At 73.9% G+C, this 26,505-nt stretch carries 23 protein-coding genes; 7 read left to right on the forward strand and 16 right to left on the reverse strand.

What is annotated here, in order from left to right; all coding sequences use genetic code 11:
• Positions 1–58: 58 nt before the first annotated feature.
• Positions 59–247 (reverse strand): DUF5703 family protein, encoded by a 189-nt coding sequence (locus QK440_RS23075; protein WP_016641768.1) that lies wholly within the window; start codon positions 245–247, stop codon positions 59–61.
• A gap of 47 nt (positions 248–294) precedes the next feature.
• On the opposite strand from QK440_RS23075, the gene QK440_RS23080 reads away from it, so the two are divergent.
• A complete protein-coding gene (locus QK440_RS23080; protein WP_282795088.1) occupies positions 295–1,101 on the forward strand; it encodes a hypothetical protein in 807 nt (268 codons plus the stop codon).
• An 82-nt stretch (positions 1,102–1,183) separates the two neighbouring features.
• On the opposite strand, the gene QK440_RS23085 is transcribed toward QK440_RS23080, so the two are convergent.
• Together QK440_RS23085 and QK440_RS23090 are read right to left on the reverse strand one after the other, a co-directional pair.
• Positions 1,184–3,538 carry a helix-hairpin-helix domain-containing protein gene (locus tag QK440_RS23085; protein WP_282795131.1) on the reverse strand — a complete coding sequence of 785 codons (2,355 nt, stop codon included), beginning with the start codon at positions 3,536–3,538 and terminating at the stop codon, positions 1,184–1,186.
• A 116-nt stretch (positions 3,539–3,654) separates the two neighbouring features.
• Positions 3,655–4,644 carry an aldo/keto reductase gene (locus QK440_RS23090; RefSeq protein ID WP_282795089.1) on the reverse strand — a complete coding sequence of 330 codons (990 nt, stop codon included), beginning with the start codon at positions 4,642–4,644 and terminating at the stop codon, positions 3,655–3,657.
• Positions 4,645–4,862: 218 nt separating this feature from the next.
• Between QK440_RS23090 and QK440_RS23095 the strand changes: the two genes are divergently transcribed.
• A complete protein-coding gene (locus QK440_RS23095) occupies positions 4,863–5,918 on the forward strand; it encodes an LLM class F420-dependent oxidoreductase (RefSeq protein WP_282795090.1) in 1,056 nt (351 codons plus the stop codon).
• 314 nt (positions 5,919–6,232) lie between these two features.
• On the forward strand, positions 6,233–7,021 hold the full coding sequence (locus tag QK440_RS23100) for a ferritin-like domain-containing protein (RefSeq protein ID WP_282795132.1): 789 nt from the start codon (positions 6,233–6,235) through the stop codon (positions 7,019–7,021).
• 70 nt (positions 7,022–7,091) lie between these two features.
• Here QK440_RS23100 and corA read toward each other — a convergent pair whose 3' ends face one another.
• The gene (gene corA, locus QK440_RS23105) at positions 7,092–8,090 is read right to left on the reverse strand and encodes a magnesium/cobalt transporter CorA (RefSeq protein WP_282795091.1); all 999 of its coding nucleotides are present in this window, start codon (positions 8,088–8,090) and stop codon (positions 7,092–7,094) included.
• Positions 8,091–8,152: 62 nt separating this feature from the next.
• Between corA and QK440_RS23110 the strand changes: the two genes are divergently transcribed.
• From QK440_RS23110 to mshC, 4 genes are all read left to right on the forward strand, one after another.
• Positions 8,153–8,839, forward strand: a complete 687-nt coding sequence (locus QK440_RS23110) for a histidine phosphatase family protein (RefSeq protein ID WP_282795092.1) — start codon at positions 8,153–8,155, stop codon at positions 8,837–8,839.
• 92 nt (positions 8,840–8,931) lie between these two features.
• Complete coding sequence (locus QK440_RS23115) at positions 8,932–9,522, forward strand: DUF3090 domain-containing protein (RefSeq protein ID WP_282795093.1); 591 nt, start codon at positions 8,932–8,934, stop codon at positions 9,520–9,522.
• Positions 9,486–10,337: an SCO1664 family protein gene (locus QK440_RS23120; RefSeq protein ID WP_282795094.1), complete on the forward strand. Its 852-nt coding sequence runs from the start codon at positions 9,486–9,488 to the stop codon at positions 10,335–10,337. The genes QK440_RS23115 and QK440_RS23120 overlap by 37 nt, the downstream gene beginning before the upstream one ends.
• 167 nt (positions 10,338–10,504) lie before the next feature.
• A complete protein-coding gene (mshC, locus tag QK440_RS23125) occupies positions 10,505–11,734 on the forward strand; it encodes a cysteine--1-D-myo-inosityl 2-amino-2-deoxy-alpha-D-glucopyranoside ligase (RefSeq protein ID WP_282795095.1) in 1,230 nt (409 codons plus the stop codon).
• Between the two features lie 101 nt (positions 11,735–11,835).
• On the opposite strand, the gene QK440_RS23130 is transcribed toward mshC, so the two are convergent.
• The 12 genes from QK440_RS23130 to QK440_RS23185 form a co-directional block, all read right to left on the reverse strand.
• Positions 11,836–12,510, reverse strand: coding sequence for a hypothetical protein (locus tag QK440_RS23130; protein WP_282795096.1), 675 nt, complete (start codon positions 12,508–12,510; stop codon positions 11,836–11,838).
• 155 nt (positions 12,511–12,665) lie between these two features.
• A complete protein-coding gene (locus tag QK440_RS23135; RefSeq protein WP_282795097.1) occupies positions 12,666–14,420 on the reverse strand; it encodes a S8 family peptidase in 1,755 nt (584 codons plus the stop codon).
• 378 nt (positions 14,421–14,798) lie between these two features.
• The gene (locus QK440_RS23140; protein ID WP_282795098.1) at positions 14,799–16,121 is read right to left on the reverse strand and encodes a PAC2 family protein; all 1,323 of its coding nucleotides are present in this window, start codon (positions 16,119–16,121) and stop codon (positions 14,799–14,801) included.
• A gap of 158 nt (positions 16,122–16,279) precedes the next feature.
• Entirely contained in the window at positions 16,280–16,951 is a 672-nt protein-coding gene (locus QK440_RS23145; protein WP_282795099.1) for an FCD domain-containing protein, read from the reverse strand.
• Positions 16,952–17,126: 175 nt separating this feature from the next.
• Entirely contained in the window at positions 17,127–17,879 is a 753-nt protein-coding gene (locus QK440_RS23150; protein ID WP_282795100.1) for a ferredoxin reductase, read from the reverse strand.
• Positions 17,872–18,501, reverse strand: a complete 630-nt coding sequence (locus QK440_RS23155) for a sulfite oxidase-like oxidoreductase (protein ID WP_282795101.1) — start codon at positions 18,499–18,501, stop codon at positions 17,872–17,874. The genes QK440_RS23150 and QK440_RS23155 overlap by 8 nt, the downstream gene beginning before the upstream one ends.
• A gap of 120 nt (positions 18,502–18,621) precedes the next feature.
• Complete coding sequence (locus QK440_RS23160; protein WP_282795102.1) at positions 18,622–19,944, reverse strand: amidohydrolase; 1,323 nt, start codon at positions 19,942–19,944, stop codon at positions 18,622–18,624.
• A gap of 59 nt (positions 19,945–20,003) precedes the next feature.
• Entirely contained in the window at positions 20,004–20,777 is a 774-nt protein-coding gene (locus tag QK440_RS23165) for a nucleoside phosphorylase (protein ID WP_282795103.1), read from the reverse strand.
• Between the two features lie 245 nt (positions 20,778–21,022).
• Positions 21,023–22,642, reverse strand: coding sequence for a glycerol-3-phosphate dehydrogenase/oxidase (locus QK440_RS23170; protein ID WP_282795104.1), 1,620 nt, complete (start codon positions 22,640–22,642; stop codon positions 21,023–21,025).
• 30 nt (positions 22,643–22,672) lie between these two features.
• Positions 22,673–24,229 carry a glycerol kinase GlpK gene (gene glpK / locus QK440_RS23175; protein ID WP_282795105.1) on the reverse strand — a complete coding sequence of 519 codons (1,557 nt, stop codon included), beginning with the start codon at positions 24,227–24,229 and terminating at the stop codon, positions 22,673–22,675.
• Between the two features lie 46 nt (positions 24,230–24,275).
• On the reverse strand, positions 24,276–25,061 hold the full coding sequence (locus tag QK440_RS23180) for an MIP/aquaporin family protein (protein WP_282795106.1): 786 nt from the start codon (positions 25,059–25,061) through the stop codon (positions 24,276–24,278).
• 484 nt (positions 25,062–25,545) lie between these two features.
• A complete protein-coding gene (locus tag QK440_RS23185; RefSeq protein ID WP_282795107.1) occupies positions 25,546–26,310 on the reverse strand; it encodes an IclR family transcriptional regulator in 765 nt (254 codons plus the stop codon).
• Positions 26,311–26,505: the final 195 nt, after the last annotated feature.

Raw genomic sequence — 26,505 nt, forward strand, 5'->3', positions numbered from 1 at the left:
AGCGGGCCCCGCGATCGCGCGGGGCCCGCTCCCTCCTCACACCACCCGCCTCACCGCCTCACCAAGTGGCTCGGACCTGGCGGATGATGCGCCGCCGCAGCCGCACCCGCCGACTGCCGTCGGCGTGCAGGCTGAGGCGGTCCAGCTCCCAGTGTCCGTACTCTGCGTGGTCCGTCAGCAGACGTGTCGCCTCCTTGCGGGAGACCCCGCGCGGAACGTACACGTCGACAAATTCGTATTCCGGCATCGCATCTATTGTGCGGGCACCGGCCCGGTACGGATAGCGTCTGCACTATGTCTGATGCTGCGCAGCCCACCGCTGCCGAGGTACGCGCCGCCGCCGAGGCGGTCAAGACCGCGCTCGACCGCCATCTCGCCGCGGTCGAACGCAGGTCGGGCGAGGACGATCCGGCCGTCTACGACGCGTTCAACGAGCTGGCCGCCGCGGCCGAAACCTACGACGAACTGCTCTACGACCGGTACGACGAGGTCACCCCCTTCGAGATCCCCGGCGCGGAGGACAGCCTTCCGCCGTACCAGGGGCCCGTGGAGCCGACCGCGCTGAGCGTGCTGATCCGGCGCGACTACGCCGTGGCGGAACCGCAGCGGCTCCTCGCCCAGGCCGCCCGCGTGGAGGCGGCGGACGAGGACGCGGCGGACGACGACCGCCAGGCGGGCACCGTGCCGGGCGCCATCGGCCTGCTCTTCGGCGAGTTCGAAGCGGACGAGATCGCCTCCCGGCACAAGGAGTTCGGCCTGGAGGAGGGCGACTCCACGCTCTGGGTCACGGCCCTGGAGGAGCCGGCGGAGGCGGGCGAGTGGCTGGAGTCGCCCTTCGAGCAGGTCGACCCCCAGCGCGTGGTGTGCCGCTTCGACGTCAGCGCGGTCTTCGACGACGAGCCGAACGGTGTCGGCGGCCTGCACGACGCCGATGACATCGATGACGCAGACGAGCTCGACGACGTCGACGACCTCGGCGGTCGGAATCCGGCCGATCCTGACGCGGACGGCGAGCTGGACTACGTGCTCGACGAGGCGGTGGTCCTGGGCGACACCGAGGAAGTGGAGCTCGTCGAACGCAAGCCGGGCGAGTCCGCCTAGGCCCGCGCGCCGGACCCGCGCGGCGACCGGGCCGCCCTCCGGCCACCGCGCGGGCCGGAGGGCCTCAGGCCCGCGCGGTCCCTCAGCCCACCTCGGGCTGGGGGCGCAGCAGGGTGCGCAGGCGGGTCGTACGCTCCTTGGCCGGGCGCTCCGCCACCGCCTGGGGCAGGGCCTGGGCGACGCCCTGGACCACCGACAGATGGCGCTCGGCGCGGCTGAAGGCGGAGTAGACCCAGGGCCGGGTCAGCACCCCGGCGGCGTCGCCCGGCAGCACCACCACGGCGGCGGGCCAGCGGCGCCCGGCCGCCTGGTGCGCCGTGACGGCCCAGGCGTGCCGCACGCTCTGCTCCACCCGCTCCTTCGGTACGACCACGGGGGTGCCGTCGCACTCCAGGTGCAGGCCCTCCGCGTCGGCCCGTACGACGCGGCCGAGCGCCGTGCGGCCCGGCGCCGGGGCGTACGCGACGCGGTCGCCGGGGTCGAAGCCGCCGAACCGGCCCGGGCCGGGATTCAGCCGTTCCTTCAGCGCCGCGTTGAGCGCGCGGGTGCCCGCGGCCCCGCCATGGCCCGGCGTGAGGACCTGTGTGTGCTCGGGCGGCACCCCGAGCGCGCGGGGCACCGAGTCCGCGACGAGCTGCACCGTGCGGTGGATCGCGTCGGCGGCGTCGCGCACCGGCACGATGACGACCTCCTTGTCCGGCGCGGCGACCTCGGTGAGCTCACCGACGCCGATGCCCGACACCAGCTCGCCGATGGGGCCGGGGTCCGGCGTGCGCGAGACGACCTGGGGGCAGGCACGCGCCGCGAGCAGGTCGGCGAAGACCCGGCCCGGGCCCGCGGACCACAGCACGCCCGGGTCGCCGCTGAGGACCAGGCGGGCGCCGTCGGGCAGCGACTCGACGAGCACGGCCGCCGTCTCCACGTCGAGCTGCGGCGCGTCCAGGACCACCAGGAGGTCCAGGGCCAGCGCGCCCTCCGCGTCCCGGCCCGGGCCCTGCTGCCCGGACAGCAGCCCGGCCACGGTGACGGCGACGTCCGCGTCCGCGGAACGGTCCACGCCGGGGCCACCGGCGCCACCGGGGCCAGGACCGGAGCCATCGGTGGCGCCCTGCGCACCGTGCGCGGCGTTCGTGCCGCCGGTGTCGAGGTGCTGGGCCAGGCGGCGCCGCCCGTCCGCGGTGTGGGTCGCCGCGCACACCCGCAGGCCGAGCGAGCGGGCCGCCGCGACCAGGGCGGCGGGCTCGGAGCGGGCCGCCTCGCCGCCGGTGTGCAGCACCAGGCCGTGCGCGGCGACGGCGCGGATCAGCTCGGCGGCGGAGCCGGACACCTTGCTCGCGGCGGCCTCCCACGCCTCGGCGTCCGGACCGGGTCCGTCGTCCTTCGGCAGGGAGTTGAGCACGCGGGCGAGACCGTCGGCGAGGCTCTCCTCCGCCAGCGCGTACCGCTCCAGGCCGAACAGGACGCGGACCGGGGGCGCCGCCTCCTCCTCGTCCCCGGCGCCCTCGGCGGCGGGGACGGGAGCCGCCTGGGGGGCGTCGTCCAGGGCGTCCTGGAAGACGAGTACGTCGCCCTCCGCCACGGCGCTCCGCACCGCCTCGTCCGGGTCCGGCACGGCGCGCTGCCCGAGCGCGGCGGTGAGCGCCGCCGTGTCGAGGGCCGTGTGCCCGGCCAGTGCGGCCTGCTCCAGGAGCCACACCACCAGGGCGCGGCCCCGGCGCTCGTCCCCGGGCCCGCAGCCGTCGCCGAGCAGCGCCCGCGCGAAGCCGTCGGCCTGCTCGGGCCGCACCCCGGGGACCCGCAGCAACTGCCAGGGGTCCTCGCGCAGCAGGCCGTCCGCGCCCTCGCCGAGGGCGGTCGCCGCCCGGGGCGCGAGCGCGGTGGGCGCCCCGCCCTCGGTGAGCACGGCCGCCACGGCGGCGACGGCCTCCTGCGCGGGCTCGGCGGGAGCGGCCGGAGCCACCTGGACCGGGCGCCGCGCCGGCTCCGGCGCGGGCCTGCGCGGCGCGACGGGCCCGGGGTCCTGGAACGCCGAGGCGACCGGCTTCTCGCCGCTCTCCACGGCCCGTACGGCCGCGAGCAGGTCGGCGGCCGTGCCGGCCAGCTTGGCACCGGCCTCCAGGGGGCCCTTCTTGGCCGCCTTGCGCTCCTCGATCCGCTGCCGCAGCTCCCGCTGCGCGGCCAGCTCCGCCTCGGCCTCGGACAGCTCCCCGGCCCCGCTCGCGGCACCGTCCGCACCGGCTGCGGCGTCGTCCGTGCCAGCCTCGGAGGCGTCCGCACCGGCCGCGGCAGCGGCGTCGGCACTCCCGGCGCCGTCCGCGCTGTCCCCGTCCGTCCCGCCCGGCTCGTCCGTCCTGTCCGCCTGGTCCCCCGCACCCGGCTCGTCCCCCGCGCCGGGCTCGGCCGCCCCGTCCGGCACGGCAGCGGCCTCCCGCTCCACCTCGGTGACGGCTTCCGGCCCGGCCCCGGCCTCCGGCGCAGTCCCGGGCTCCGCCCCGGCCGCCCCGGCCTGCGGGGCCTCGGGCTCGGTGACCTCCGCGGCAGCGGACTCCGTACTCACAGCGTGCTCCAGTCCTGGTCTGGGTAGCGGTGCACGGGCGCCGACACGTCGTCGAGCGCCCGGCAGATCTCGTCAGGAAGACTAAGGGTCTCCACTGACAACGCCGCCGCGAGCTGCTGCGCGGTGCGCGCGCCGACGATGGGGGCGGCCACGCCCGGGCGGTCCCGCACCCAGGCGAGCGCCACGTGCAGCGGTGTCACGGCGAGCCCGTCGGCCGCCGTCACCACGGCGTCGACGACCCGGCTCGCCGCGTCGTCCAAATACGGCGCGACGAACGGGGCGAACTGCTCCGAGGCCCCGCGCGAGTCGGCGGGCGTGGCGTGCCGGTACTTGCCGGTGAGGACGCCGCGGCCGAGCGGTGACGACGGCAGCAGCCCCACGCCGAGGTCCAGGGCCGCGGGCAGCACCTCGCGCTCCACGCCGCGCTGGAGCAGGGAGTACTCCATCTGCGTACTGGCGATGCGGGAGCGGGTGCCGGGCGCGGTCAACTGCCACGTCGCGGCCTTCGCGAGCTGCCAGCCGCTGAAGTTGGAGACGCCCGCGTAGCGCGCCCGGCCGCTGGCGACGGCGATGTCCAGGGCCTGGAGCGTCTCCTCCAGCGGCGTGCAGGGATCGAAGGCGTGCACCTGCCACACGTCCACGTAGTCCGTGCCGAGGCGGGCGAGCGAGGCGTCCAGGGCGGACAGGAGGTGGCCGCGCGAGCCGTCGAAGCGGCGGTCGGGGTCGGGCACGCTGCCCGCCTTGGTCGCGATGACGAGGTCGCGGCGCGGCACGAGCCGCTCCACGAGCCGGCCGAGGAGGTACTCGGCCTCGCCGTCGCCGTACACGTCGGCCGTGTCGACGAGGGTGCCGCCCGCCTCCCAGAAGACCTTCAGCAGGTCCGCGGCGTCGTTCTCGTCGGTCTCCTCGGAATGGCCCCAGGTGAGGGTGCCGAGCCCGATCCGGGACACGCGCAGACCCGTACGGCCGAGATGCCTCTGCTCCATGGCCGCGAGATTACTGGCCACGCCACAGCCCCGGGCAAGGCTGTGGACGAACGCACGGATGTGGACAACCCGATGCCCCGGGCGAGGGACGGGGCCCCGGCGCGCGGCGCCCGCGGGCCGCGCGGGACGCGGGCGCGCCGCTCGCCCCTGACGGAACCCGCGCCCGCGCGCTACAGTCCCGGCACACAGACGTTACTCACGGGTAAGGGGATTCGGCCATGCAGCTCGGGATCAACCTCGGCTACTGGGGCGCGGGGATGGACGCGGACAACCTCACCGTCGCGAAGGAGGCCGACAAGCTGGGGTACGCGGTCTGCTGGGCGGCCGAGGCCTACGGCTCGGACGCGGCCACCGTGCTGTCCTGGGTCGCGGCGCAGACCGAGCGCATCGACGTCGGCTCGGCGATCTTCCAGATCCCCGCCCGGCAGCCCGCGATGACCGCGATGACGGCCGCGACGCTGGACTCGCTCTCGGGCGGCCGCTTCCGCCTGGGCCTCGGCGTCTCCGGCCCGCAGGTCTCCGAGGGCTGGTACGGCGTGAAGTTCGACAAGCCGCTGGCCCGTACGCGCGAGTACGTCGAGATCGTCCGCAAGGCCATGACCCGCGAGCGGCTCTCGTACGAGGGCGCGCACTGGACGCTGCCCCTGCCGGACGGCCCCGGCAAGCCGCTGAAGCTGACCGTGCACCCGCAGCGCGAGCACATCCCGCTGTACATCGCCGCCATCGGCCCCAAGAACCTGGAGCAGACCGGCGAGATCGCCGACGGTGCCCTGCTGATCTTCCCCGCCGCCGAGCACCTGGAGGAGACCGCGCTCCGGCACCTGCGCGCCGGGCGGGAGAGGGCGGGCCTGACCATGGACGGCTTCGACGTCGTGCCGACGGTGCCGCTGGCGGTCGGCGAGGACGCGGACGTGGACACGCTCGCCGACATGTTCCGGCCGTACACCGCGCTGTACGTCGGCGGCATGGGCAGCCGCAAGCAGAACTTCTACAACCAGCTCGCGTGCCGCATGGGCTACGAGAAGGAGGCGGCCGAGATCCAGGACAAGTACCTGTCCGGCGACAAGGAGGGCGCGGCGGCCGCCGTGCCGCAGTCGCTCATCGACTCCACCACGCTGCTCGGTTCCGTGGACCGGATCGCCGACCGGATGCGCGCCTACGCCGAGGCCGGGGTCACCACGCTCACGCTGTCGCCCGCGGGCTTCTCCCTGGAGGACCGGCTCGCCTCGCTGCGGGCGGGTACCGAGGCCCTGGAGCGGGCCGGACTGGCCTGAGCGGACCTGAGGGGCCGAAGAGGTCCGAGAGAGGCCCGGGAGGGTGCGACACGCCCGGGGCCGGGGAGGTCTTCGGCGCCCGCGGGCCCGGGAGAATTTCCACGGCCGTGGTGGGGGCTCGGGGGTCTTCCCCGCCACGGCCGTCAGGAAGCACAACGTTTCGGCAGCCCTCCGGTTACGGCCCCTCGTCCGGCGGCTGGTGTCCTTCGTTCGGCCGAGCTGTCCCGCACCCCTGTTGCCTCCCGGCACGCCGGGCATTTGACTCGTTCCTCGCGGCGGTCCGCGCGGACCGCGAAGGCATGGAGGTGCCTGCGATGCTCTCGGCCAGGAGTCTCTTCCAGGAGATCCTCGACAACGACGAGTCGTTCCGGCTGTTCTGCTCCATCGCGGCCAGCGGGGAGTCCCAGGGCGGCTGGGAGAACGGCCGCATCGCCGCGCTCGTGCCCGAGACCCGGCGCGACCTCGCCCCCAGGATCGCCCGGCACGGCGCCGACGAGGACAAGCACGGCCGCATCTTCCGCGCGCTGCTGAAGAAGCGCGGCCTGGAGCCGTGCGAGGTCCCGCAGGAGACCGACTACACGATGCTCCTGGAGCGCCACGGCATCGGCCTCGCGCACGAGAAGCTCCGCGCCGACAAGCGGCTCACCGAGCGGGACATCATCACGTACCTCGCGCACAGCAGGGTCACCGAGCAGCGCGCCGCCGACCAGATGGCGCTGCTGAGCAGGCACTTCGCGGACCACCCGGAGATCGGCAGGGCCGTGCGGATGATCTCGAACGACGAGGACAACCACCTGGCCTACTGCCACGAGGAGTTGCTCCGCTTCGCCCGCGCGGGCCACGGCCGCGCCATCCAGCGCGCGCTCCGCGAGGCCGCGCACGTCGAGATCCGCGTGCACCGCGACGTCGGCCTCGCCGTCATGGAGCACATGGGCCGCATCCTGCGCTGGTCGCCCACCAAGGTGCGACTCCTCGCGTCGGGCATCCACACCGTCCACGCGTACGAACGCCTCGGCGGCTGGCGCAAGATGGTCGGCCTGCGGATGCCGGAGCGCCGGGACGCCCTGGGCGGGCCCGCCACCCCCGCGCCCGAGTTCGCCTGACGCCCCGGCCCGCCCGGCCACACGCGCGGGTACGCGCGCGTGGCCGGGCAAGCCGGACGCGGCGCGGGCGCTACAGCCAGCCGCGGCGCTTGAACATCCGGAACAGGACCACTTCCAGCACGACCATCAGCAGGATCACCGCCGGGTACGTCCACTCCCAGTGCAGCTCCGGCATGTGGTCGAAGTTCATGCCGTAGACGCCCGCGATCATCGTCGGCACGGCGGCCATGGCGGCCCAGGCGGAGATCTTCCGCATGTCGTCGTTCTGCCGCACGCTCATCTGCGCCAGGTGCGCGGACAGGACGTCGGTGACCAGGCGGTCCAGGCCCTCCACGGACTCGTTCACGCGCGTCAGGTGGTCGTGGACGTCCCGCAGGTACGGCTGCGCCGACTCGTCCACGTACGGTACGGAGCGGTCGGTGGGGCCGACCCCGGCGAGCCGGGCGACCGGCATCGCCAGCGGTCCGGTGGCCCGTCGGAACTCCAGGATCTGGCGCTTGAACCGGTAGATCCGCGACGCCGAGTTCCGCGACCCGCCGCTGTCCGGCGAGAACACCTCGGTCTCCAGGACCTCCAGGTCCGTCTGCAACTCGTTCGCGACCTCCAGGTAGTGGTCCACGACGGCGTCGGCGATGGCGTACAGCACCGCCGTCGTGCCGTGCTCCAGGACCTCGGGCTCCGCCTCCAGGCGGTCCCGTACGCGGCCCAGGGGCGCACCCTCGCCGTGCCGGACCGTCACCACGAACGAGTCCCCCATGAAGAGCATGAGCTCCCCCGAGGACACCGTGTCGCTCTCCGGCTCGTACACCACCGGCTTCAGGACCATGAACAGCGAGTCCTCGTACACCTCGAGCTTCGGCCGCTGGTGCGCCTTCAGGGCGTCCTCGACCGCCAGCGGGTGCAGCCCGAACTCCTCCGTGACCAGGTCGAACTCTTTCTCCGTCGGCTCGTGCAGGCCGATCCACACAAAGGCGTCGCCGGCCGCGCGCGCCTGCTCCAGGGCGTCGGACAGGTCCTCGGGACCCTCGGTCCGGTGCCCGTGCCGGTAGAGGGCACAGTCGACGATCACGTTGCGCATTCTCCCCAGGCCGCACTGCTGCCGCACCCGCGCGTCGGCTTAGGCTGGCCAGCATGCCCACGCTGATACTCGTCCGGCACGGACGCTCCACGGCCAACACCGCGGGCCTGCTCGCCGGGTGGACCCCCGGTGTCGGCCTGGACGAGCGCGGCCTGGAGCAGGCCGCCGCGCTGCCCGGCAGGCTCGCCGCGCTGCCGCTCGCCGAGGCCGTCACCAGCCCCCTCCAGCGCTGCCAGGAGACTCTGGCGCCGCTCCGCGCGGCCCGCCCCGACCTCACCGTCCACACCGACGACCGCGTCGGCGAGTGCCACTACGGCGACTGGTCCGGCCGCAAGCTCGCCGAACTCGCCGACGAGCCGCTGATGCAGGTCGTCCAGCAGCACCCCTCCGCCGCGGCCTTTCCCGGCGGGGAGTCCCTGCGCGCCATGCAGACCCGCGCGGCCGAGGCCGTACGCGAGTGGAACGCGCGCGTGGAGCGCGACCACGGCCCCGAAGCCGTCTACCTCATGTGTTCCCACGGCGACATCATCAAGTCGCTCGTCGCCGATGCCCTCGGACTCCATCTCGACCTCTTTCAGCGGATCTCCGTAGAACCTTGTTCCATCACGGCGATCCGTTACACCCGGCTGCGCCCGTTCCTCGTCCGCCTCGGGGACACCGGGGACTTCACGTCCCTGGCCCCGCGGGGCGAGCCGGCGGGCGAGGATGCTCAGGTGGGGGGAGACGCGGGCGCTCCGTGAGACGCCCGCCATGACCGTGATCGTCGCCCGCAGTAGGGTTCCCCTCAGTTGTCGCGTCAAGTACACGCAGTCGATCCCAATGGAGACAGGACGTGCCCCGTCAGGTGTTCCTCTACGACCCGCCGGAACGCTTCGTGGCCGGAACCGTCGGGCTCCCCGGGCGGCGTACCTTCTTCCTCCAGGCGTCCGCCGGAGTGCGGGTGACCAGCGTCGCCCTGGAGAAGACCCAGGTCGCCGCGCTCGCCGAACGCATGGAAGAGCTGCTCGACGAGGTGGTGCGCCGCAGCGGGGGCAGCGCGGCGGTGCCCGCCGTGGCGCCCGCCGAGGTCACCGACAGCGCCCCGCTGGACGCGCCGGTCGAGGAGGAGTTCCGGGTCGGCACGATGGCGCTCGCCTGGGACGGTGAGGCCGAGCGGATGATCGTCGAGGCGCAGGCCCTCGTCGAGCTGGACGCGGACTCCGAGGACGACCTCGCGGAGGCCGAGGAGAGACTTCTGCAGGACGAGGAGAACGGCCCGCCGATGCTCCGCGTCCGGCTCACCGGCGCGCAGGCCAGGGCCTTCGCCAAGCGCGCCCTCGACGTCGTGAACGCCGGGCGCCCGCCGTGCCCGCTGTGCAGCCTGCCGCTCGACCCGGAAGGACACGTATGCCCGCGCCAGAACGGATACCGGCGAGGAGCCTGACCGACACGGAGCTGCTCGCCCAGGGCGAGCTGACCGTGCGCGGACAGATCCGGGAGGCGTCCAACGCGGTGCTGTACTGCTCGGTCGCCTCCCCCGACGCCCCCGGCCGGTCGCTGTCCTGCGTCTACAAGCCCGTCGCCGGGGAGCGCCCGCTGTGGGACTTCCCCGACGGGACGCTGGCGCAGCGCGAGGTCGCCGCGTACGAGGTCTCCGAGGCTCTCGGCTGGGGCCTCGTACCGCCCACCGTGCTGCGGGACGGGCCCTACGGGCAGGGCATGGTCCAGCTCTGGATCGGCTCTCCCGCGGACGACGACGGCGACTCCGCCCCCGGTGAGGAGCTGCTCGCACTCGTCGACGGGGACGAACCGGGGGACGGGTGGAAGGCCGTCGGGTTCGCCGCGGTGGGGGAGGGGCGCACGGCGCTCCTCGTGCACGCGGACGACGAGCGGCTGCGGCGGCTCGCCGTGTTCGACGCGGTGGTCAACAACGCGGACCGCAAGGGCGGGCACCTGGTGGCGGGGGCCGGGGGGCGGCTGTACGGGATCGACCACGGGGTCACGTTCCACGTGGAGGACAAGCTGCGGACGCTGCTGTGGGGGTGGGCCGGGGAGAAGCTCACCGACGAGGCGGTGGCCGGCCTGGGGGCCTTGCGGGAGGGGCTTGCCGAGGGGCAGGGCCTTGCCGTGCGGCTGGGTGAGCTGATCACCTCTGCCGAGGTGGAGGCCACCCGCGCCCGGGTGGAGGCGCTGCTCGCCTCGGGACGGCACCCGGCCCCCTCCGGGGAGTGGCCTGCCATCCCGTGGCCGCCGGTGTGACGTTCCCGCGGGGACCGGCCGCCGTCTGACACGGTCCGCCGGTGCGGGCGGCTGGTCCGCCCGGGAGGCAGCGCGGGCGGGCACGGCCCACGACGGCCGACGGGGGAGAGACGCGGGTCATGGTCCCGGGCTCGTATGTGGACGGTGCATCCGGTTAGGCTCATGGCATGTATGCCTGGCCCGCTTCTGAGGTCCCCGTCCTGCCCGGCAAGGGCCGCGACCTCCGGATCCACGACACCGCGACCGGTGAACTCGTCACCCTCGAACCCGGTCCCGTCGCCCGTCTCTACGTCTGCGGCATCACACCGTACGACGCGACCCACATGGGTCACGCGGCGACCTACAACGCGTTCGACCTCGTGCAGCGCGTATGGCTCGACACCAAGCGGCAGGTGCACTACGTACAGAACGTGACCGACGTGGACGACCCCCTCCTGGAGCGGGCCGAGCGCGACGGCAAGGACTGGGCGGAGCTGGCACAGACCGAGACCGCGCTGTTCCGCGAGGACATGACGGCCCTGCGGCTGCTGCCGCCCCGGCACTACGTCGGTGCCGTCGAGGCCATACCCGGCATCGTGCCGCTCGTGGAGCGGCTGCGGGACCTGGGCGCCGCCTACGAGCTGGACGGGGACGTGTACTTCTCCGTCGAGGCCGACGCGCACTTCGGCGAGGTGTCGGGGCTCGACGCCGCCGCCATGCGGCTGCTCTCCGCCGAGCGCGGCGGCGACCCGGACCGGCCCGGCAAGAAGAACCCGCTCGACCCCATGCTGTGGATGGCCGCCCGCGAGGGCGAGCCGAGCTGGGACGGCGCCTCCCTGGGCCGCGGCCGGCCCGGCTGGCACATCGAGTGCGTGGCCATCGCCCTGGACCACCTGGGCATGGGCTTCGACATCCAGGGCGGCGGCTCCGACCTCGCCTTCCCGCACCACGAGATGGGCGCCTCGCACGCGCAGGCCCTGACCGGCGAGTACCCGTTCGCCAAGGCGTACGTCCACGCCGGGATGGTCGCCCTCAACGGCGCCAAGATGTCCAAGTCCAAGGGCAACCTGGTGTTCGTGTCGGCGCTGCGGCGCGACGGGGTCGACCCCGCCGCCATCCGGCTCTCGCTGCTCGCCCACCACTACCGCGCCGACTGGGAGTGGACCGACCAGGTCCTCCGGGACGCCGAGGCGCGGCTGGGCCGCTGGCGCGCCGCCGTGTCGCGCCCGGACGGCCCGTCCGCCGACCACCTCGTGGAGGAGCTGCGCGAGGCGCTCGCCGACGACCTGGACGCGCCCGCCGCGCTCGCCGCCGTCGACCGCTGGGTCGCCCGCCAGGACGCCGAGGGCGGCACGGACGAGGGGGCGCCCGGCGTGGTGTCGCGCGCCGTCGACGCGCTCCTCGGCGTCGCGCTCTAGGCGGACGCCGTACGCGCGTACCCGAGGGTGCGCAGCGGCGCCGGGCGGACAGGTTCCGCCCGGCGCCGCCGTGCTGTCCGGTCCTCACCCGGCCGTACGGATCACCTGGTGATCACGATCGCGAGGAGGATGCCCGGGTTGTTGGTGTCGTAGTAGCCGATGACCGGCAGCCCGTACGCGAACGCCTCCTGCACCTGGTCCCGGGTTCGCTCGCTCGGGTTGATGTACGCGCGCCAGTCGCCGTCCACGTGCAGGTACAGCAGGGAGGCCTGGCCGGGCAGCGGCTGGACGACGTCCCAGAAGGTCTCCGCGACGGCCCCGGAGAGGGCGTGCGTGGAGATCGTGGGCGCCTGGGCCTGCGGGATCTGCTGCTGGCCGAGCTGCTGGAGCAGGTGCTGGAACGGCTGCTGCTGGCCGAGCTGCTGCATCTGCTGGCGCAGGTGCTGCGGGATCTGCTGCTGGCCCATGCCCTGCTGGCCGATGCCTTGCTGGCCCATGCCCTGTTGACCGCTGCCCTGCTGGCCGAACGGCCGCTGCTGCTGGCCGAACTGCTGCTGCGCCTGCGGCGGCGCGGTGCTCTGGCCCTGCTGCTGGCCGACGCCCTGCTGGCCGATGCCTTGCTGGCCGATGCCTTGCTGGCCCATGCCCTGCTGGCCCATGCCCTGGGGGCCGTACTGCTGCTGGCCGAGCGGCTGCTGCTGGCCGAACTGCTGCGGACCGTACTGCTGCTGGCCGTGCTGCTGGCCGAGCTGACTCATCTGCGGGGTGGTGCTCATGCTGGTGCCACCTTCCGTCAATGGTCCGTGCGTGAACTGTCCGTCGTGCTGTCGCTCCCCGCCTGTGGTGCGGGGCGCCGTGGTGGTCCGTTCCGCTCCCTCCGCGCTCCGCGCCCGCGCCCGCGCCGGGCGCGTGCGGTACGGTGCGCGCCGGCTCACCCCGTGACGACCAGGCCCACGACCTCGTCGTCGGAGAACCAGACGCGTACGTCCGGGGAGCCGCCCGCGAAGGCGGAGTGCACCGCCTGGCGGATCTCGGGCGTCGGGTGGTTCAGGTTGCGCCACTCACCGGCCACGAAGAGCCGCAGCCGCGGCGGCAGTTCGGGCGGGTAGGGGATCAGCTCGTCCCAGTAGCGCTCGGCGCGGCCCGAGCCCACCGCCGACGGCAGGAGCTTGGTGACCGCCGCCTTGATGTCGGGGCGGTTGCCGATCCGCTGCGACGCCGGGCGGCCCGGGGCGTCCTGTTGCGGCGAGCCGGTCGCGCGCAGCACGGCCCGCGCCCGGGACGACGTCATGAGGTCCTGGCCCGCCGCCTTCAGCATGCCCTGCAGCGAGGCGAGCGCGCCGACGACGATCGGGGACGCCGACGACGTGCCGGAGAACGTGTCCGTGTACCAGGCGATCTCGTCCACGCCGCCCTGGAGGTCGCCCGGCTGGTTCCAGAAGCCGCCGGTCGTCGTGGTCTCCCGGCCCCAGCCCTGCGCGTCCACGCGCGCGCCGTAGTTGGAGAACGCGAGCCGCGAGCGGTCCGGGCCGTGGTCGCGGCCGTGCGTGCCGGGCGGCGGCGCGCCCGCGCCGACGAGGACGGCGTCGGACGACGGGTTGGACGGGTTGAACGGGTTGCGCCACCAGGACGGGAACTCGTCCGGGCGCCGCTCGTACACCGCGTCGTCCAGCGACTCGGCGCCGTTGCCCGCCGCGCCGACCACGATGACGCCCTTGGCGGTGGCGTAGCGGACCGCCGCGTAGTCGTCCGGCCACCACTCCAGGGCGATGTACCCGCGCTGGTCGTCGCGGTCCTCGAACTCGAACCGCGGCCCGGGCCGGTGCAGTTCGAGCAGGATGAGGTCACCCCGCGCGAGCCGGTCCGCCGCCGCGTGGATCGTCGCCGCCGTGCCGCTCGGCAGGAACGACGCCGCCGCCGTCACCGCGTCCGGCGCGATGCCGGTGATGCCGGAGCCGCTGCGGTCGCCGCCGATCACGCCGAGCACGGCCGTGCCGTGGTTGCGCCACGCCAGGTCCTGGACCGGGGTGCCGATCACCACGCCCGCGAGCTTCGCGGACAGGTCCTCGTGGCTGAGCTGCCAGGCGCCCTCGACGTCGATGACGGTCACGCCGTCACCGCCGCCGCCGAGCCGCTGCCAGGCCCAGTGCGCGTCGACGCCCTCGGGGGCCGCGCCCAGATAGCCCTGGCGGCCGCGGAAGTCGGGCGTGACGGGCGCGCCCTCCTTGCGGCGCCGCGTCTCGTCCGGCTCGCCGGTGCCGGCCTGCCGCCCCGGCGCGCCGAGCGTGGCCGGCACGGCGGCCGGCTTGACGTACGCCGTGTCGATGCCGGGCAGCGCCGCGATCCGCGCCCGCAGCTCCGCGGCCCGGTCCTCGCCGCCGCGCACCCGGTAGAAGAGCGTCAGGTCGGGCACGTCGTCGCCGGTGCCCGTCGCCGCCGCCTGGAGCCGGTCCTCGCTGCCGAACAGCGGCTCCAGGGTGAGTTGCTCGTCGTCGAGGAACATGTTGAGAGCCGAGACGTCGGCGCCCGTCGCCGAGCGCACGCCGTGCTCCTGGGCGCGCAGCCTGGCCTCCGGCCGTGCGACGACGATGAGTTCCTGTTGGGTCGCCCGGTAGGTGAATCCCGCTCCGTCGGGTCCGGGGCCGCCGGCTCCCGGATCACTGCCCTGCCGCACCTGCTCGGTCATCGCTTCACCGCTCCCTTCGGTTTCCGCGCCCCGGGCGTTCGGTCGCTGCACACCCTGCTACCGCCGGGCCGGGTCGTCCAGACCCCTTTCTCCCCAACTGCGTTTGAGGAGAAGTCGAGCGGGGAAGCGTGTGCATTTCGGCCACAAACCCGTGTCACGCCGCAAACCGGCCAGAGACGAACGAGAGGGCGGCGGGAGCGCGCAGGGGCGGCACCCTCGCGGGTGCCGCCCCTGGAAGCGGGTTTCCCTCTAGAAGCCGGTCATCCCTGGACGCCGGTCTCCCCTGGGAGCCGGTTTCGCCCTGGAGCCGGTTCCCCTGGACGCCGGTCTCCCTTGGGAGCCGGTCTCCTGCGGCCGGTGCCTCCGGTCGCGCGGTGCTCAGTCCTCCGAGGAATCGCCGGAGGGGCCTTCGGAAGAGCCCTTCGCGCGGCCCTTCGAGGTGCGGCCCTTGGCGGCGCCGTCCTTCGAGGCGCCGTCCTTCCTGGTGCCGTCCTTCGGCGGAGCATCGCCGTCCGGGTCCGTACCGGCCCCAGTGCCGGTTCCATCCGATGCCTCGTCCGACGGCTTGGCCGACGCCTTGTCCGAAGCTCCGTCCGACCCCTCGCCCGACCCCTCGTCCGGCGCCCTGCCCCCGGCATCCTCCGGGCCTTCGGTCGCGGCATCCGCGGTATCCCCGGCACTCGCGGCATCCGCCGCACCGGCGGTCGGCTCGTCGTCCGCCGCGGGCTTCGCCGCCGGGTCCGCCGGGGCCTCCGCGCGGGGCTGCGGCTTCGGCGCGCGGGTGCGCTCGCTCGGGGTGTCCCGCAGGTACGCCGCGCCCTCGCCCTCCGCGGCGACCCCGCCGACCTGGCCGGGCCCGCCGCCGTCACGGCGCCGCAGATAGCGCTCGAACTCGCGGGCGATGGCCTCGCCCGACGCCTCCGGCAGCTCCGCGGTGTCCCGCGCCTCCTCAAGGGACTGCACGTACTCGGCGACCTCGCTGTCCTCGGCCGCGAGCTGGTCGACGCCGAGCTGCCAGGCGCGCGCGTCCTCGGTCAGCTCGCCCAGCGGGATCCTGAGGTCGATCAGGTCCTCCAGGCGGTTCAGGAGCGCGAGCGTCGCCTTGGGGTTCGGCGGCTGCGACACGTAGTGCGGCACCGCAGCCCACAGGCTGACCGCCGGGACGCCCGCGTGCGTGCACGCCTCCTGGAGGATGCCGACGATGCCCGTCGGGCCCTCGTACTTGGTCTCCTCCAGGTCCATGGTGCGCGCCAGGTCCGGGTCCGACGTGACGCCGCTGACCGGGACCGGCCGGGTGTGCGGGGTGTCGCCGAGCAGCGCGCCCATGATCACGATCAGTTCGACGCCCAGTTCATGGGCGAAACCGAGCAGTTCGTTGCAGAACGAGCGCCAGCGCATGGACGGCTCGATGCCCCGCACCAGGACCAGGTCGCGCGGCTTGTCGCCGCCGACGCGGACCACCGAGAGCCGGGTCGTCGGCCACGTGATCTTCCGCACACCGCCGTCCAGCCACACCGTGGGGCGGTTGACCTGGAAGTCGTAGTAGTCCTCGGCGTCCAGTGCGGCGAAGACCTCGCCCTTCCACTCCTTGTCGAGATGCGCGACCGCGGTGGAGGCGGCGTCGCCGGCGTCGTTCCAGCCCTCGAACGCGGCCACCATGACCGGGTCGATCAGCTCGGGTACCCCCTCGAGCTCGATCACCCAGGCCTCCTTCCGACGTTCTCCTCTAAGTACGCCCCAACCTTACGGCGTCCCGCGGGGGCCTCCGCAGCCCCCCGGCGGCGCCGAGTGCCCGATCACTGCCCAGGTCAACCGCCCCTCACTCCTGCCGTGCCGGGTGGAGCGGTGGCACCCGGCGCTCACGGTGCGGAGCGCAGCCACCGCTCCGCGCTCGCCAGGTGCACGGTCGCCCAGGACCGCGCCGCCTCCGCGTCCCGGTCGCGCAGGGCGCCGAGGATCGCCCGCAGCTCCTGCGGCGCCCGGGCGACCGCGTCCTCCCGGGTGAGGCCGCGCCGGACGTGGACCCGTGCCGTCGGGCCGGCCAGGCCCTCAAGGAGCGAGTACAGGACGGTGTTCCCGGCCGCCCGCGCGACGCCGCGGTGGAACTCCAGGTCGTAGGCCGCCAGTTCCTCCGCTCCGGGAGCGGCGCCGAGCGCGTCCAACCGCTCGGCCAGGGCGTCCAGTTCGGCCTCGCCGATCCGCGTGGCCGCCATCGCCGTCGCGGCGGGCTCCAGGATGCGGCGTACGGCCAGGAACTCCGGGACCGAGTCGGCGCGGTGGAGGTCCGTCACGAAGGTGAGCGCGCCGAGCAGCAGCTCCGGGCCGAGGCCGGTGACGTAGGTGCCGTCGCCCTGCCGTACGTCGAGGACGCGCATCAGCGCCAGGGCGCGCACCGCCTCGCGCAGGGAGTTGCGGGACAGTCCGAGCGCGGCGGCGAGTTCGCTCTCCTTGGGCAGCCGGTCGCCGGGGCGCAGCGCACCCGAGACGATCATGTCCTTGATCTTCGCGATGGCCTCGTCCGTGACCGCCATGGGGACCTCGCCTGGGTGAGGAGTGTCACGGGCAGCCCCGTGCGGGCGACCGCGTGCGCCGCGTGCCACAGGGCGGCCCCGTGGCACAGGTCACCGTCCTGCCGGGGCCGACGCGGTTTCAGACATCCGATGTATCGGCCCCATTATGGCGTGCACGGCCGCGCGCGGAACGGGTTCAGCCGAAGCGTTCGATCCTGATCCGGTCCACCGGCTGGCCGCCCTCCACCAGGAGCCGCGAGGCGTGCTCCGCGAAGCCGTTGGAGCCGCAGACGTACGCCTCCCAGCCGCCGTCCGGCTGCCCGGTGCCGAGGTGGCGCGCCAGGTGCCGGGCGGTCAGGCGGCCTTCCGTGCGGGTGAGGACCACCTCCGTCTCCGCGCCGTACTCCTCCGCGTAGATCAGGTCCGCGCGCGTACGGGCCGAGACGATCAGGCGCAGCGGCACCGTCAGGCCCGCGCGCCGGTGGTGGCGGACCATCGACATCAGCGGTACGACACCGGAGCCCGCGCCGAGCAGCAGCGCGGGCCGGTCGCCGGGCCAGGCGAAGAACCCGGACAGCGGCCCGCGCACCTCCACGGTGTCGCCGACCCGCGCGACCGTGTGCAGGTGCCCGGACACCTCGCCGCCCGGCACGTGGTCCAGGGTCAGCTCGATCTCGCCGCTGCCGTCGGGCGGGGAGGCCAGGGAGTAGTGGCGCTGGGCGACGTAGCCGTCCGCCGCGGTCAGCCGCAGCATCAGGTGCTGGCCGGGCAGGTGCCCCTGCCAGTCCGGCACCTTGAGCCGGAACGTGGCGGCGGCGTGCGTCTCGCGGCGGATCCCGGTGATCAGGGCCTGCTGCCAGCGGGCGGCTGCCTGTTCGTTCACGGCGATGCGTCCGGGCACCGCGAAGGCGGTCGGCGGGACGAAGGTCCCGGGGGTGTTCTCAGTCACCGGCGTAACGCTCCTCACGCCACGGGTCGCCCCGGTGGTGGTAGCCGTTCTTCTCCCAGAAGCCGGGCTCGTCGTGGTCGAGGAGCTCCAGGCCCGCGACCCACTTGACGCTCTTCCAGAAGTACAGGTGCGGGACGATCAGTCGGGCCGGGCCGCCGTGCTCGGGCGGCAGCGGCTCGCCGTCGTACTCCCAGACGATCCACGCCCGGCCGCCGGTGACGTCGGCGAGCGGCAGGTTCGCGGTGTAGCCGGTGTGCGCGTACGCGACGACGTGGGTGGCGGCGGGCAGCGGGCCGCCCGCCCCGGCGAGGAACGTGTCGAGGCTCACGCCGCCGAAGCGCACGCCGAACTTGGACCAGCTCGTCACGCAGTGGATGTCGCCCGCGTACCCGGAGGGCGGCAGCGCGTGCGCCTCGCCCCAGGTCCAGGTGCGCGGGCGGGCCACGAGGCCGCCGACGCGGAAGGTCCAGTCGGCCGCGTCGAGGCGCGGCGTGACCTCGGCGGACAGGACGGGCCAGGTGTCGCGGGCGTCGTACTGCCCCGGGGGCAGGCGCGGGTCGCGGTCGGCGGCGCGGGCGCGGCCGGTGAAGCCGCGGGTGGGAACGGGGTCGTGTGCAGTCATGTCAGGGGTGGGGTCGCGTGCGGGGTGCGGTCACAAGGGTGGTGCGGTCGCCTCAGGGGTGTGGTCCCGGGCGCGGTCAGGGGCACGTTCACGGACGGTGCCGTCGCGTCGAGGGCGCCGTCATGGCAGGTGCGCCGGCGCGGCCGGGGCCACGGCGGCGTCCAGGGCGGCGACCGCGCCCGCCTCGTCGAGGGTGAGCAGGGCGCGCTCGCGCATCAGGACGCGTCCGTCGACGACGGTGTCGCGCACGTCGGCGGCGGTGGCGGCGTACGCGAGCGTGGAGTACGGGTCGTGGCGCGGCGCCAGGTGCGGCCGGGCGAGGTCGAGCACGATCAGGTCGGCGCGCTTGCCCGGCTCCAGGGAGCCGAGCAGGTCGCCGAGGCCGAGCGCCCGCGCGGATTCGACGGTCGCCATCCGCACGGCCTGCTCGGCGCCGACGGCGGTGGGGTCGCCGCCCGCCTTGTGCACGAGCGCCGCGAGCCGGACCGCGCCGAGCACGTCCAGGGTGTTGGAACTCACGGCGCCGTCCGTGCCGAGGCCCACCGTGACGCCCGCGTCGAGGAGTTCCGGTACGCGGGCGATGCCGCAGCCCAGCTTGAGGTTCGAGGCCGGGCAGTGGGCGACCGCCGTGCCCGTGCGGGCGAGCGCCGCGATCTCCCCGTCGGTCAGCTCCACGGCGTGCGCGAGCAGCGTGTCCGGGCCGAGCACGCCGAGCGAGTCGAGCAGTTCCACGGGGCGCATGCCGTGCCGCTCGACGACCGTGGCGACCTCGGCCGCGTTCTCGGCGGCGTGCAGGTGCAGCAGCGCGCCGTGGGCCCGGGCCAGCGCGGTGACGGCCGCGAGCTGATCGGGCGCCAGGGTGTACGCGGAGTGCGCGAACAGGACGGGCCGGGTGCCCGGCGCGGGGATGTGCCGGGCCAGCCAGTCGCCCGCCCAACTCAGCCGCTCCGCGTAGGGGCGGCCGTCCGGCGGCTCGGGCACGTCCATGAAGGTCGGGCCGGTGAGCAGCCGCCACCCGGCCTCGCGGGCCACCTCCGCGGCGGCCTCGTGGAACCAGTACATGTCGAGCGCGGTCGTGACCCCGCCGCGCACCGACTCCGCGATCGCCGCCCGGGTGCCCACCGCCACCGCCTCCGGGGACAGCAGCGCCGCCTCGCGCGGGATGACGCGCTCCAGGAAGCCCTGGAGCGTGACGTCGTCGGCGCTGCCGCGCAGCAGCGTCATCGCCAGGTGCGTGTGCGTGTTGACGAGCCCCGGCAGGACGAGACAGCCGCGCGCGTCGATCTCCTCGGCCGCGGCGTACTCCGCGCGCAGCCGCGCGGCCGGGCCGACGGCCACGATCTCGCCGGCGCGCACGGCGACGGCCCCGTCGGTCACGACGGTGCCGGGCGCGTCGACGGTCAGGACGTCGCCGCCGTGGACGAGGAGGTCGACGGGAAGCATGCGGTGCGTGTCTCCAGGGGTGGTGCGGGCGTGGGCGGGGGGGCGCGGGACCCGGGGGGCTACCCGGCCTGCGCGGGGACGTCGGTGGCCAGCAGGCGCAGCGCGTCCAAGGTTATCCGTGCGCCGCGGGCGACTCCGTCGGCGACGACCGTACGGTGCGGGTCGTAGCCGCCGGTCGCCTCCTCGTCGACCAACTCGTCGGCGTTCGCGCCGTCCACGACGAGCGCGCCGCCCGCGATCAGGCCGCGCGTCGCGGCGAACACGTACAGGGCGCTCAACTCCATCTCGATGGCCGCGATTCCCGCCCGCTCGTACGCCTCGACGGGCAGCGGCAGGAAGCCCGGCTGGAACGCGGCCCGGGTCCACACCACGCCCCGGTGGTGCGGGGCGCCCGCGGCGCGGGCCGTGCGCTGGAGGGCGAGGACCGCCTCCGGGGCCGCGAACGCCGGGTACTCGGCGGGGATGAGCTGCTGCGTCACGCCGTCGTCGCGCACCGCCGCGTCGGCGATCACCAGGTCGCCGTCCGCGATGCCGCGCCGGATCGCGCCGGCCGTGCCGAGCCGGATGAGGTGCGTCACACCGGCCTGCGCCAGCTCCTGGAAGAGCAGCAGCGCCCCGGACGCGCCCACGCCGTGCGAGGAGACGACGACGGGCAGCCCCCGCCAGGTGCCGGTGAAGGTGCGGTACTCGCGGCGGTACGCCACCTCCTTCGCGTCCTCCAGGAGCGCGGCGACGGCCGAGGCGCGGGCGGGGTCGCCGACGACGACGGCGTACGGGGGAAGGCCGGTCCAGGGGACTCCGGTGAGGGGGAGAGGGGTGGCGGTGGTCGTCACAAGCGTGCTCCTCCGAGGCTCCAAGGGTGTCGGGGCTACGCGCGGAAGTGTGCCGGGAGCCCGGCACCCGCCCCGCACCGGGGCCCTTCGGAGACACGTCCCGGCCCCTTCGGAGCACTCGTACCGGTCCCGTCAACGCGCTCGCACCGGTCCCTTCCAAGCGCACGTCCCGGTCCCTCCGGGAGCACGCGTAAGGGGCGGCCGCAGTGGCGACCGCCCCTTACCACTGACCGACCGGTGTGGCGTCAGCCCTTCTTCTCCAGCAGGTCCTCGACCTTGCCGCGGATCTCGTCCGTCGCCAGGCCGCGGATCGTCAGCGTGGTCCGCCGGCGCAGCACGTCGTCGGCCGTCTCGGCCCACTCGTGGTCGCGCGCGTAGACGACCTGCGCCCAGATCTCCGGGGCGTCCGGGTGGACGCGCTCGGCGAGCTCCGGGTTCTCGTTCGCCAGGCGGGCGATGTCGAAGGAGAGCGAGCCGTAGTGCGTCGCCAGGTGGCGGGCGGTGTCCGGCGCCATCCGCGGGCCGGGCGCCGGGCCGTCGACCAGCAGGCGGTGGGCGACCGCGCGCGGGTTGGCGATGCCGGGCAGCGGCAGCTTCTTCGGCAGCGTGGAGATCGGCTCGTAGTCGTCGCCCAGCGGGTGGCCCGGCAGCGACTCCAGCTTCTTCATGATGGTGCGGCCTATGTGGCGGAACGTCGTCCACTTGCCGCCCGCGACCGACAGCATGCCGCCGCGGCCCTCGGTGACGACCGTCTCGCGCTTGGCCTTCGAGGTGTCGCCGGGGCCGCCGGGCAGCACCCGCAGACCCGCGAAGGAGTACGTGATCAGGTCGCGGGAGAGCTGCTGGTCCCGGATCGAGAACGCGGCCTCGTCCAGGATCTGCGTGACGTCCTTCTCGTTGACCGAGACCTCGCGCGGGTCGCCCTCGTACTCCTCGTCGGTCGTGCCGAGCAGCAGCATGTCCTCCCACGGCAGGGCGAACGTGATGCGGTACTTGTCGATCGGCGTGGCGAGCGCGGCCTTCCAGGGGGAGGTGCGCTTGAGCACGAGGTGCGCGCCCTTGGACAGGCGGATGGAGGGGGCCGCGTTCTTGTCCTCAAGGGCGCGCAGGTGGTCGACCCAGGGGCCGGTGGCGTTCAGCACGAGCCGCGCGTTGACGCCGAACTCGTCGCCGGACAGGCGGTCCTTGAGGTCGGCGCCGGTGACCCGGCCGCTGGTGAAGCGCAGCCCGGTGACCTCGGCGTGGTTGAGGACGACGGCACCGGCCTCGACGGCCGCGCGGACCGTCATCAGGGCCATGCGGGCGTCGTTCATCTGGTCGTCGCCGTACACGGCCACGGCCTTCAGGTTGTCGGTGCGCAGCTCCGGCACGTCCTGCGCCGCCTTGGCGGGGGAGAGCAGGTGGCCGACGCCGTCGCCGAACGCGGACAGCGCCGAGTAGGCGAACACGCCCGCGCCGAGCTTGGCGGCGCCGTGCGGGCCGCCCTTGTACACCGGCAGGTAGAAGGTGAGCGGGTTGGCGAGGTGCGGTGCCACCTGGCGCGACACCGCACGCCGCTCGAAGTGGTTCTCCGCGACCAGCTTCACCGCGCCGGTCTGCAGGTAGCGCAGACCGCCGTGGAGCAGCTTGGAGGAGGCGGAGGAGGTGGCGCCGGCGAAGTCACCGGCGTCCACCAGGGCCACCCTGAGACCCGACTGCGCGGCGTGCCAGGCCGTGGAGATGCCCAGGATGCCGCCACCGATCACCAGGAGGTCGTACGCCGCCTTGGAAAGGCGTTCCCGGGTCTCGGCGCGGCTGGGGTTGCCGCCGGTGGCCGGCGGCGTCCCGAGTGCCGAGACGACGGGGTCGCTGTCTAGGGTGGTCATGGTTATTGCTCCTCGTCAGGCGAGCTGTGGTCAGCTCTCGTCCTCGAGCCAGCCCATGGTCCGCTCCACGGCCTTGAGCCAGTTCTTGTACTCACGGGCGCGGAGGTCCGCGTCCATACGGGGGGTCCACTCCGCGGCCCGGCGCCAGTTGGCGCGCAGGTCGTCGGTGGAGGACCAGAAGCCGACGGCGAGACCGGCGGCGTATGCGGCGCCGAGGCAGGTCGTCTCGGCGACCATCGGGCGCACCACGGGCGCGTCCAGGAAGTCCGAGAGGGTCTGCATCAGCAGGTTGTTGGAGGTCATGCCGCCGTCGACCTTGAGGGCCGCGAGCTCGACGCCGGAGTCCTTCGTCATGGCGTCGGTGATCTCGCGGGTCTGCCAGGCGGTGGCCTCCAGGACGGCGCGCGCGATGTGCGCCTTGGTGACGTACCGGGTCAGACCGGCGATCACCCCGCGGGCGTCGGAGCGCCAGTACGGGGCGAACAGGCCGGAGAAGGCCGGGACGAAGTAGGCGCCGCCGTTGTCCTCGACGCTGGAGGCCAGCGTCTCGATCTCGGCGGCGGACTTGATGAGGCCCATCTGGTCGCGCATCCACTGGACGAGCGAGCCGGTGACGGCGATGGAGCCTTCGAGGGCGTAGACGGGCTTGGCGTCACCGATCTGGTAACCGACCGTCGTCAGCAGTCCGCTGTACGAGTTGATGGCCTTCTCGCCGGTGTTCATCAGCATGAAGGTACCGGTGCCGTACGTGGACTTGGCCTCGCCCTCGGCGAAGCAGGTCTGGCCGAACAGGGCCGCCTGCTGGTCGCCGAGCGCGGAGGCGACGGGGATGCCGCCGAGCAGGTCGCCGAGGGCGCCGCCGGTGACCTCGCCGTAGACCTCGGCGGAGGAACGGATCTCCGGGAGCATCTGCATGGGCACGCCGATGGAGTCGCAGATGCGCTCGTCCCACTCCATCTTGTGGAGGTTCATCAGCATGGTGCGGGAGGCGTTGGTGACGTCGGTGACGTGCTTGCCGCCGTTCACGCCGCCCGTCAGGTTCCAGATGACCCAGGAGTCCATGGTGCCGAAGACGATGTCGCCGGCCTCGGCGCGCTCGCGCAGGCCCTCGACGTTGTCGAGCAGCCAGCGGGCCTTCGGCCCGGCGAAGTAGGACGCCAGCGGCAGGCCGGTCTCGCGGCGGAAGCGGTCCTGGCCGACGTTGCGGCCGAGCTCTCTGCACAGGGCGTCGGTGCGGGTGTCCTGCCAGACGATGGCGTTGTGCACCGGCTCGCCGGTGTTCTTGTCCCACAGCAGCGTGGTCTCACGCTGGTTGGTGATGCCGATGGCCTTGATGTCGTCGCGGGTGATGCCGGCCTTGGAGACGGCCCCGGCGACGACCTCCTGGACGTTGGCCCAGATCTCGGCGGCGTCGTGCTCCACCCAGCCCGGCTTCGGGAAGATCTGCTCGTGCTCCTTCTGGTCGACGGAGACGATGCGGCCGTCCCGGTCGAAGACGATGCAGCGGCTGGACGTGGTGCCCTGGTCGATGGCCGCGATGAACGGCCCGGCGTGGGAGGGGGCGCCTGCGGTGTGTGCGTCGGTCACGGTGTGCTCCTGAAGTACGTCGTGGTCGGGTGGTCGGCGGGTTCGCTCAGAACAGCTTGTAGATGCAGGCGGCGAGGGCGCCGCCGAACAGCGGACCGACCACGGGAATCCACGCGTACGACCAGTCGGAGCCACCCTTGTTGGGGAGCGGGAGCAGGGCGTGGACGATGCGGGGGCCCAGGTCGCGGACCGGGTTGATGGCGTACCCCGTGGGGCCGCCGAGCGAGAGGCCGATGCCGACCACGACGAGGGAGGTGATCAGGGCGCCCAGGGTGCCGAGGCCGTTGCCCCCGTCGTTGAGGCCCTGGGTGAGGATCGCCAGGACGAGCACGGTCGTGGCGATGACCTCGGTGACGAGGTTCTGCACGACGTTCCGGATCTCCGGACCGGTGGAGAAGATGCCGAGCACGGGACCGGCCTTGGGCGCGGCCTTCTGGTCGACGAGGCCCTCCTCGGCGGGCTGCGCCGCGATGACCTCGGGGTCGGTGAGGTGGGCCTGGAACTGCCCGTAGTACGTCGCCCACACCAGTACGGCACCGATCATGGCGCCCAGGAGCTGCGAGGCCAGGTAGAGCGGCACGTCGTTCCACTTGGTGCCGCCCTCGACGGCGAGGCCGACGGTGACCGCCGGGTTCAGGTGGGCGCCCGAGACGCCGCCGGCCAGGTAGGCGGCCGTGAGCACCGCGAAGCCCCACCCGAAGGTGATGGCGAGCCAGCCGGCGTCCTTGGCCTTCGAGCGCTTGAGCGTGACAGCGGCGCAGACTCCACCGCCCAGCAGGATGAGCACGGCGGTACCGATGGTCTCGCCGAGGAAGATGTCGTGGCTGGACACCCGCGACTCCTTTGTCCTTCGTCCAGGGGAAAGCCGAACCCCGGGTCCCTCCGGTGGTCCGCGCCCTCAGGTGAGAGCGTTGCCGGCCCTTGGCTCGCCCCACTCTAACGCGTAATGCCGTTAGCTGTTCGACAATGCCGACCGGTGGACGCGAGTCTGTCTCTGGGGTTACCGGCACGTCAAGAGTTCTGTAATTGAAAACACGATCGTTATTGATCGACTGGACCTATCACCGCGGGCCGACAGCGGTGCGCGTGGTGGGCGGGGGTCACCTCAGGCCGTCCGGCGTTCGAGGACGAGGCGCGGAGCGCCGGAAAGGAGGCCCCAGGGGGCGCGGCCCCCTGGTTTCGGGAAGGGGCGGGTGAGAGGCGCCCCGCGCAGGCGGAAGCGCCCCGCCGGAAGCTGCCGGGCGCGGCCTGGAAGCGCCCCGCGGGAAGCCGCCGACGCGGCCTGGAAGCACCCCGCGGGAAGCCGCCGACGCGGCCTAGAAGCGGCTCGCGCCCAGGTCCCGCGAGACCGCCCGGGCGCAGTCCCGCACGGCCGCGACCAGCTCGGGCCGCAGCTCCCCGTCCGGGCACACCCGCTCCACGGCGCCGGTGACGCCCACGGCCCCCACCGGCATCCGCCGCCGGTCGTGGATGGGCGCGGCCACCGAGGCGATGCCCTCCCAGGTCTCTTCCTCGTCGGTCGCGTACCCGCGCGCCCGCGTGAGGTCGAGGACCGCCTCGAACGCCTCCGGCGCGCAGGTCGTCCGGTCGGTGAAGGCCTTCCGCTCGGCCTCCAGGGCCTCGCTGTGCGCCACCGGGTCGTACGCCGAGAGCACCTTGCCGAGCGCCGTGGAGTGCAGCGGCTGCATCGCCCCGACCTCCAGGACCTGCCGGCTGTCGTCGGGCCGGAAGACGTGGTGCACGATCAGCACGCCCTGCTGGTGCAGCACGCCCAGGTAGACGCTCTCACCGCTGGAGCGGGCCAGGTCGTCGGCCCACACCAGGGCGCGGGCCCGCAGCTCGTGCACGTCCAGGTAGCTGTTGCCGAGCCGCAGCAGCTCCGCGCCGAGCTGGTAGCGCCCGGAGGTCGCGTCCTGCTCGACGAAGCCCTCCTGCTGGAGCGTGCGCAGGATGCCGTGGGCCGTACCCTTGGCCAGCCCGAGGGAGGAGGCGATGTCCGAGAGGCCGAGCCGCCGCTCGCCCCCGGCGAGCAGGCGCAGCATCGCCGCGGCCCGTTCCAGCGACTGGATGTTGCGTGCCATCGCAGCCCTTTCCTCCATCCGTGTCCCGCACCCCTGTGTGCCGGGCACCCGTTCCGCGGCAACCTGACGAACGGGGTCGCCGTTCGGCAATGCTGAACACTATCGGTCGTTGCCGACCTCTGGCTAAGGATGCGCACGCCGGTATCGCGTTCAGGCCGACCGACGTCGACTTCCGGCCACCCGTCCGTCCTCTGG

Origin of the sequence: Streptomyces sp. CC224B (assembly GCF_030010595.1) — a bacterium.
GTDB classification, from domain to species: domain Bacteria; phylum Actinomycetota; class Actinomycetes; order Streptomycetales; family Streptomycetaceae; genus Streptomyces; species Streptomyces longispororuber.

What these genes read in the sequence shown, in the direction of transcription:
- QK440_RS23095 (WP_282795090.1), top strand. Translation starts at nt 4,863, where the DNA reads ATGCAGCTCGGGATCAACCTCGGCTACTGGGGCGCGGGGATGGACGCG.
- QK440_RS23100 (WP_282795132.1), top strand. Translation starts at nt 6,233, where the DNA reads ATGCTCTCGGCCAGGAGTCTCTTCCAGGAGATCCTCGACAACGACGAG.
- QK440_RS23185 (WP_282795107.1), bottom strand. Translation starts at nt 26,310, where the DNA reads ATGGCACGCAACATCCAGTCGCTGGAACGGGCCGCGGCGATGCTGCGC.
- QK440_RS23110 (WP_282795092.1), top strand. Translation starts at nt 8,153, where the DNA reads ATGCCCACGCTGATACTCGTCCGGCACGGACGCTCCACGGCCAACACC.
- QK440_RS23145 (WP_282795099.1), bottom strand. Translation starts at nt 16,951, where the DNA reads ATGGCGGTCACGGACGAGGCCATCGCGAAGATCAAGGACATGATCGTC.
- QK440_RS23160 (WP_282795102.1), bottom strand. Translation starts at nt 19,944, where the DNA reads ATGCTTCCCGTCGACCTCCTCGTCCACGGCGGCGACGTCCTGACCGTC.
- QK440_RS23135 (WP_282795097.1), bottom strand. Translation starts at nt 14,420, where the DNA reads ATGACCGAGCAGGTGCGGCAGGGCAGTGATCCGGGAGCCGGCGGCCCC.
- QK440_RS23080 (WP_282795088.1), top strand. Translation starts at nt 295, where the DNA reads ATGTCTGATGCTGCGCAGCCCACCGCTGCCGAGGTACGCGCCGCCGCC.
- QK440_RS23120 (WP_282795094.1), top strand. Translation starts at nt 9,486, where the DNA reads ATGCCCGCGCCAGAACGGATACCGGCGAGGAGCCTGACCGACACGGAG.
- QK440_RS23075 (WP_016641768.1), bottom strand. Translation starts at nt 247, where the DNA reads ATGCCGGAATACGAATTTGTCGACGTGTACGTTCCGCGCGGGGTCTCC.
- mshC (WP_282795095.1), top strand. Translation starts at nt 10,505, where the DNA reads ATGTATGCCTGGCCCGCTTCTGAGGTCCCCGTCCTGCCCGGCAAGGGC.
- QK440_RS23130 (WP_282795096.1), bottom strand. Translation starts at nt 12,510, where the DNA reads ATGAGCACCACCCCGCAGATGAGTCAGCTCGGCCAGCAGCACGGCCAG.
- QK440_RS23155 (WP_282795101.1), bottom strand. Translation starts at nt 18,501, where the DNA reads ATGACTGCACACGACCCCGTTCCCACCCGCGGCTTCACCGGCCGCGCC.
- QK440_RS23170 (WP_282795104.1), bottom strand. Translation starts at nt 22,642, where the DNA reads ATGACCACCCTAGACAGCGACCCCGTCGTCTCGGCACTCGGGACGCCG.
- QK440_RS23090 (WP_282795089.1), bottom strand. Translation starts at nt 4,644, where the DNA reads ATGGAGCAGAGGCATCTCGGCCGTACGGGTCTGCGCGTGTCCCGGATC.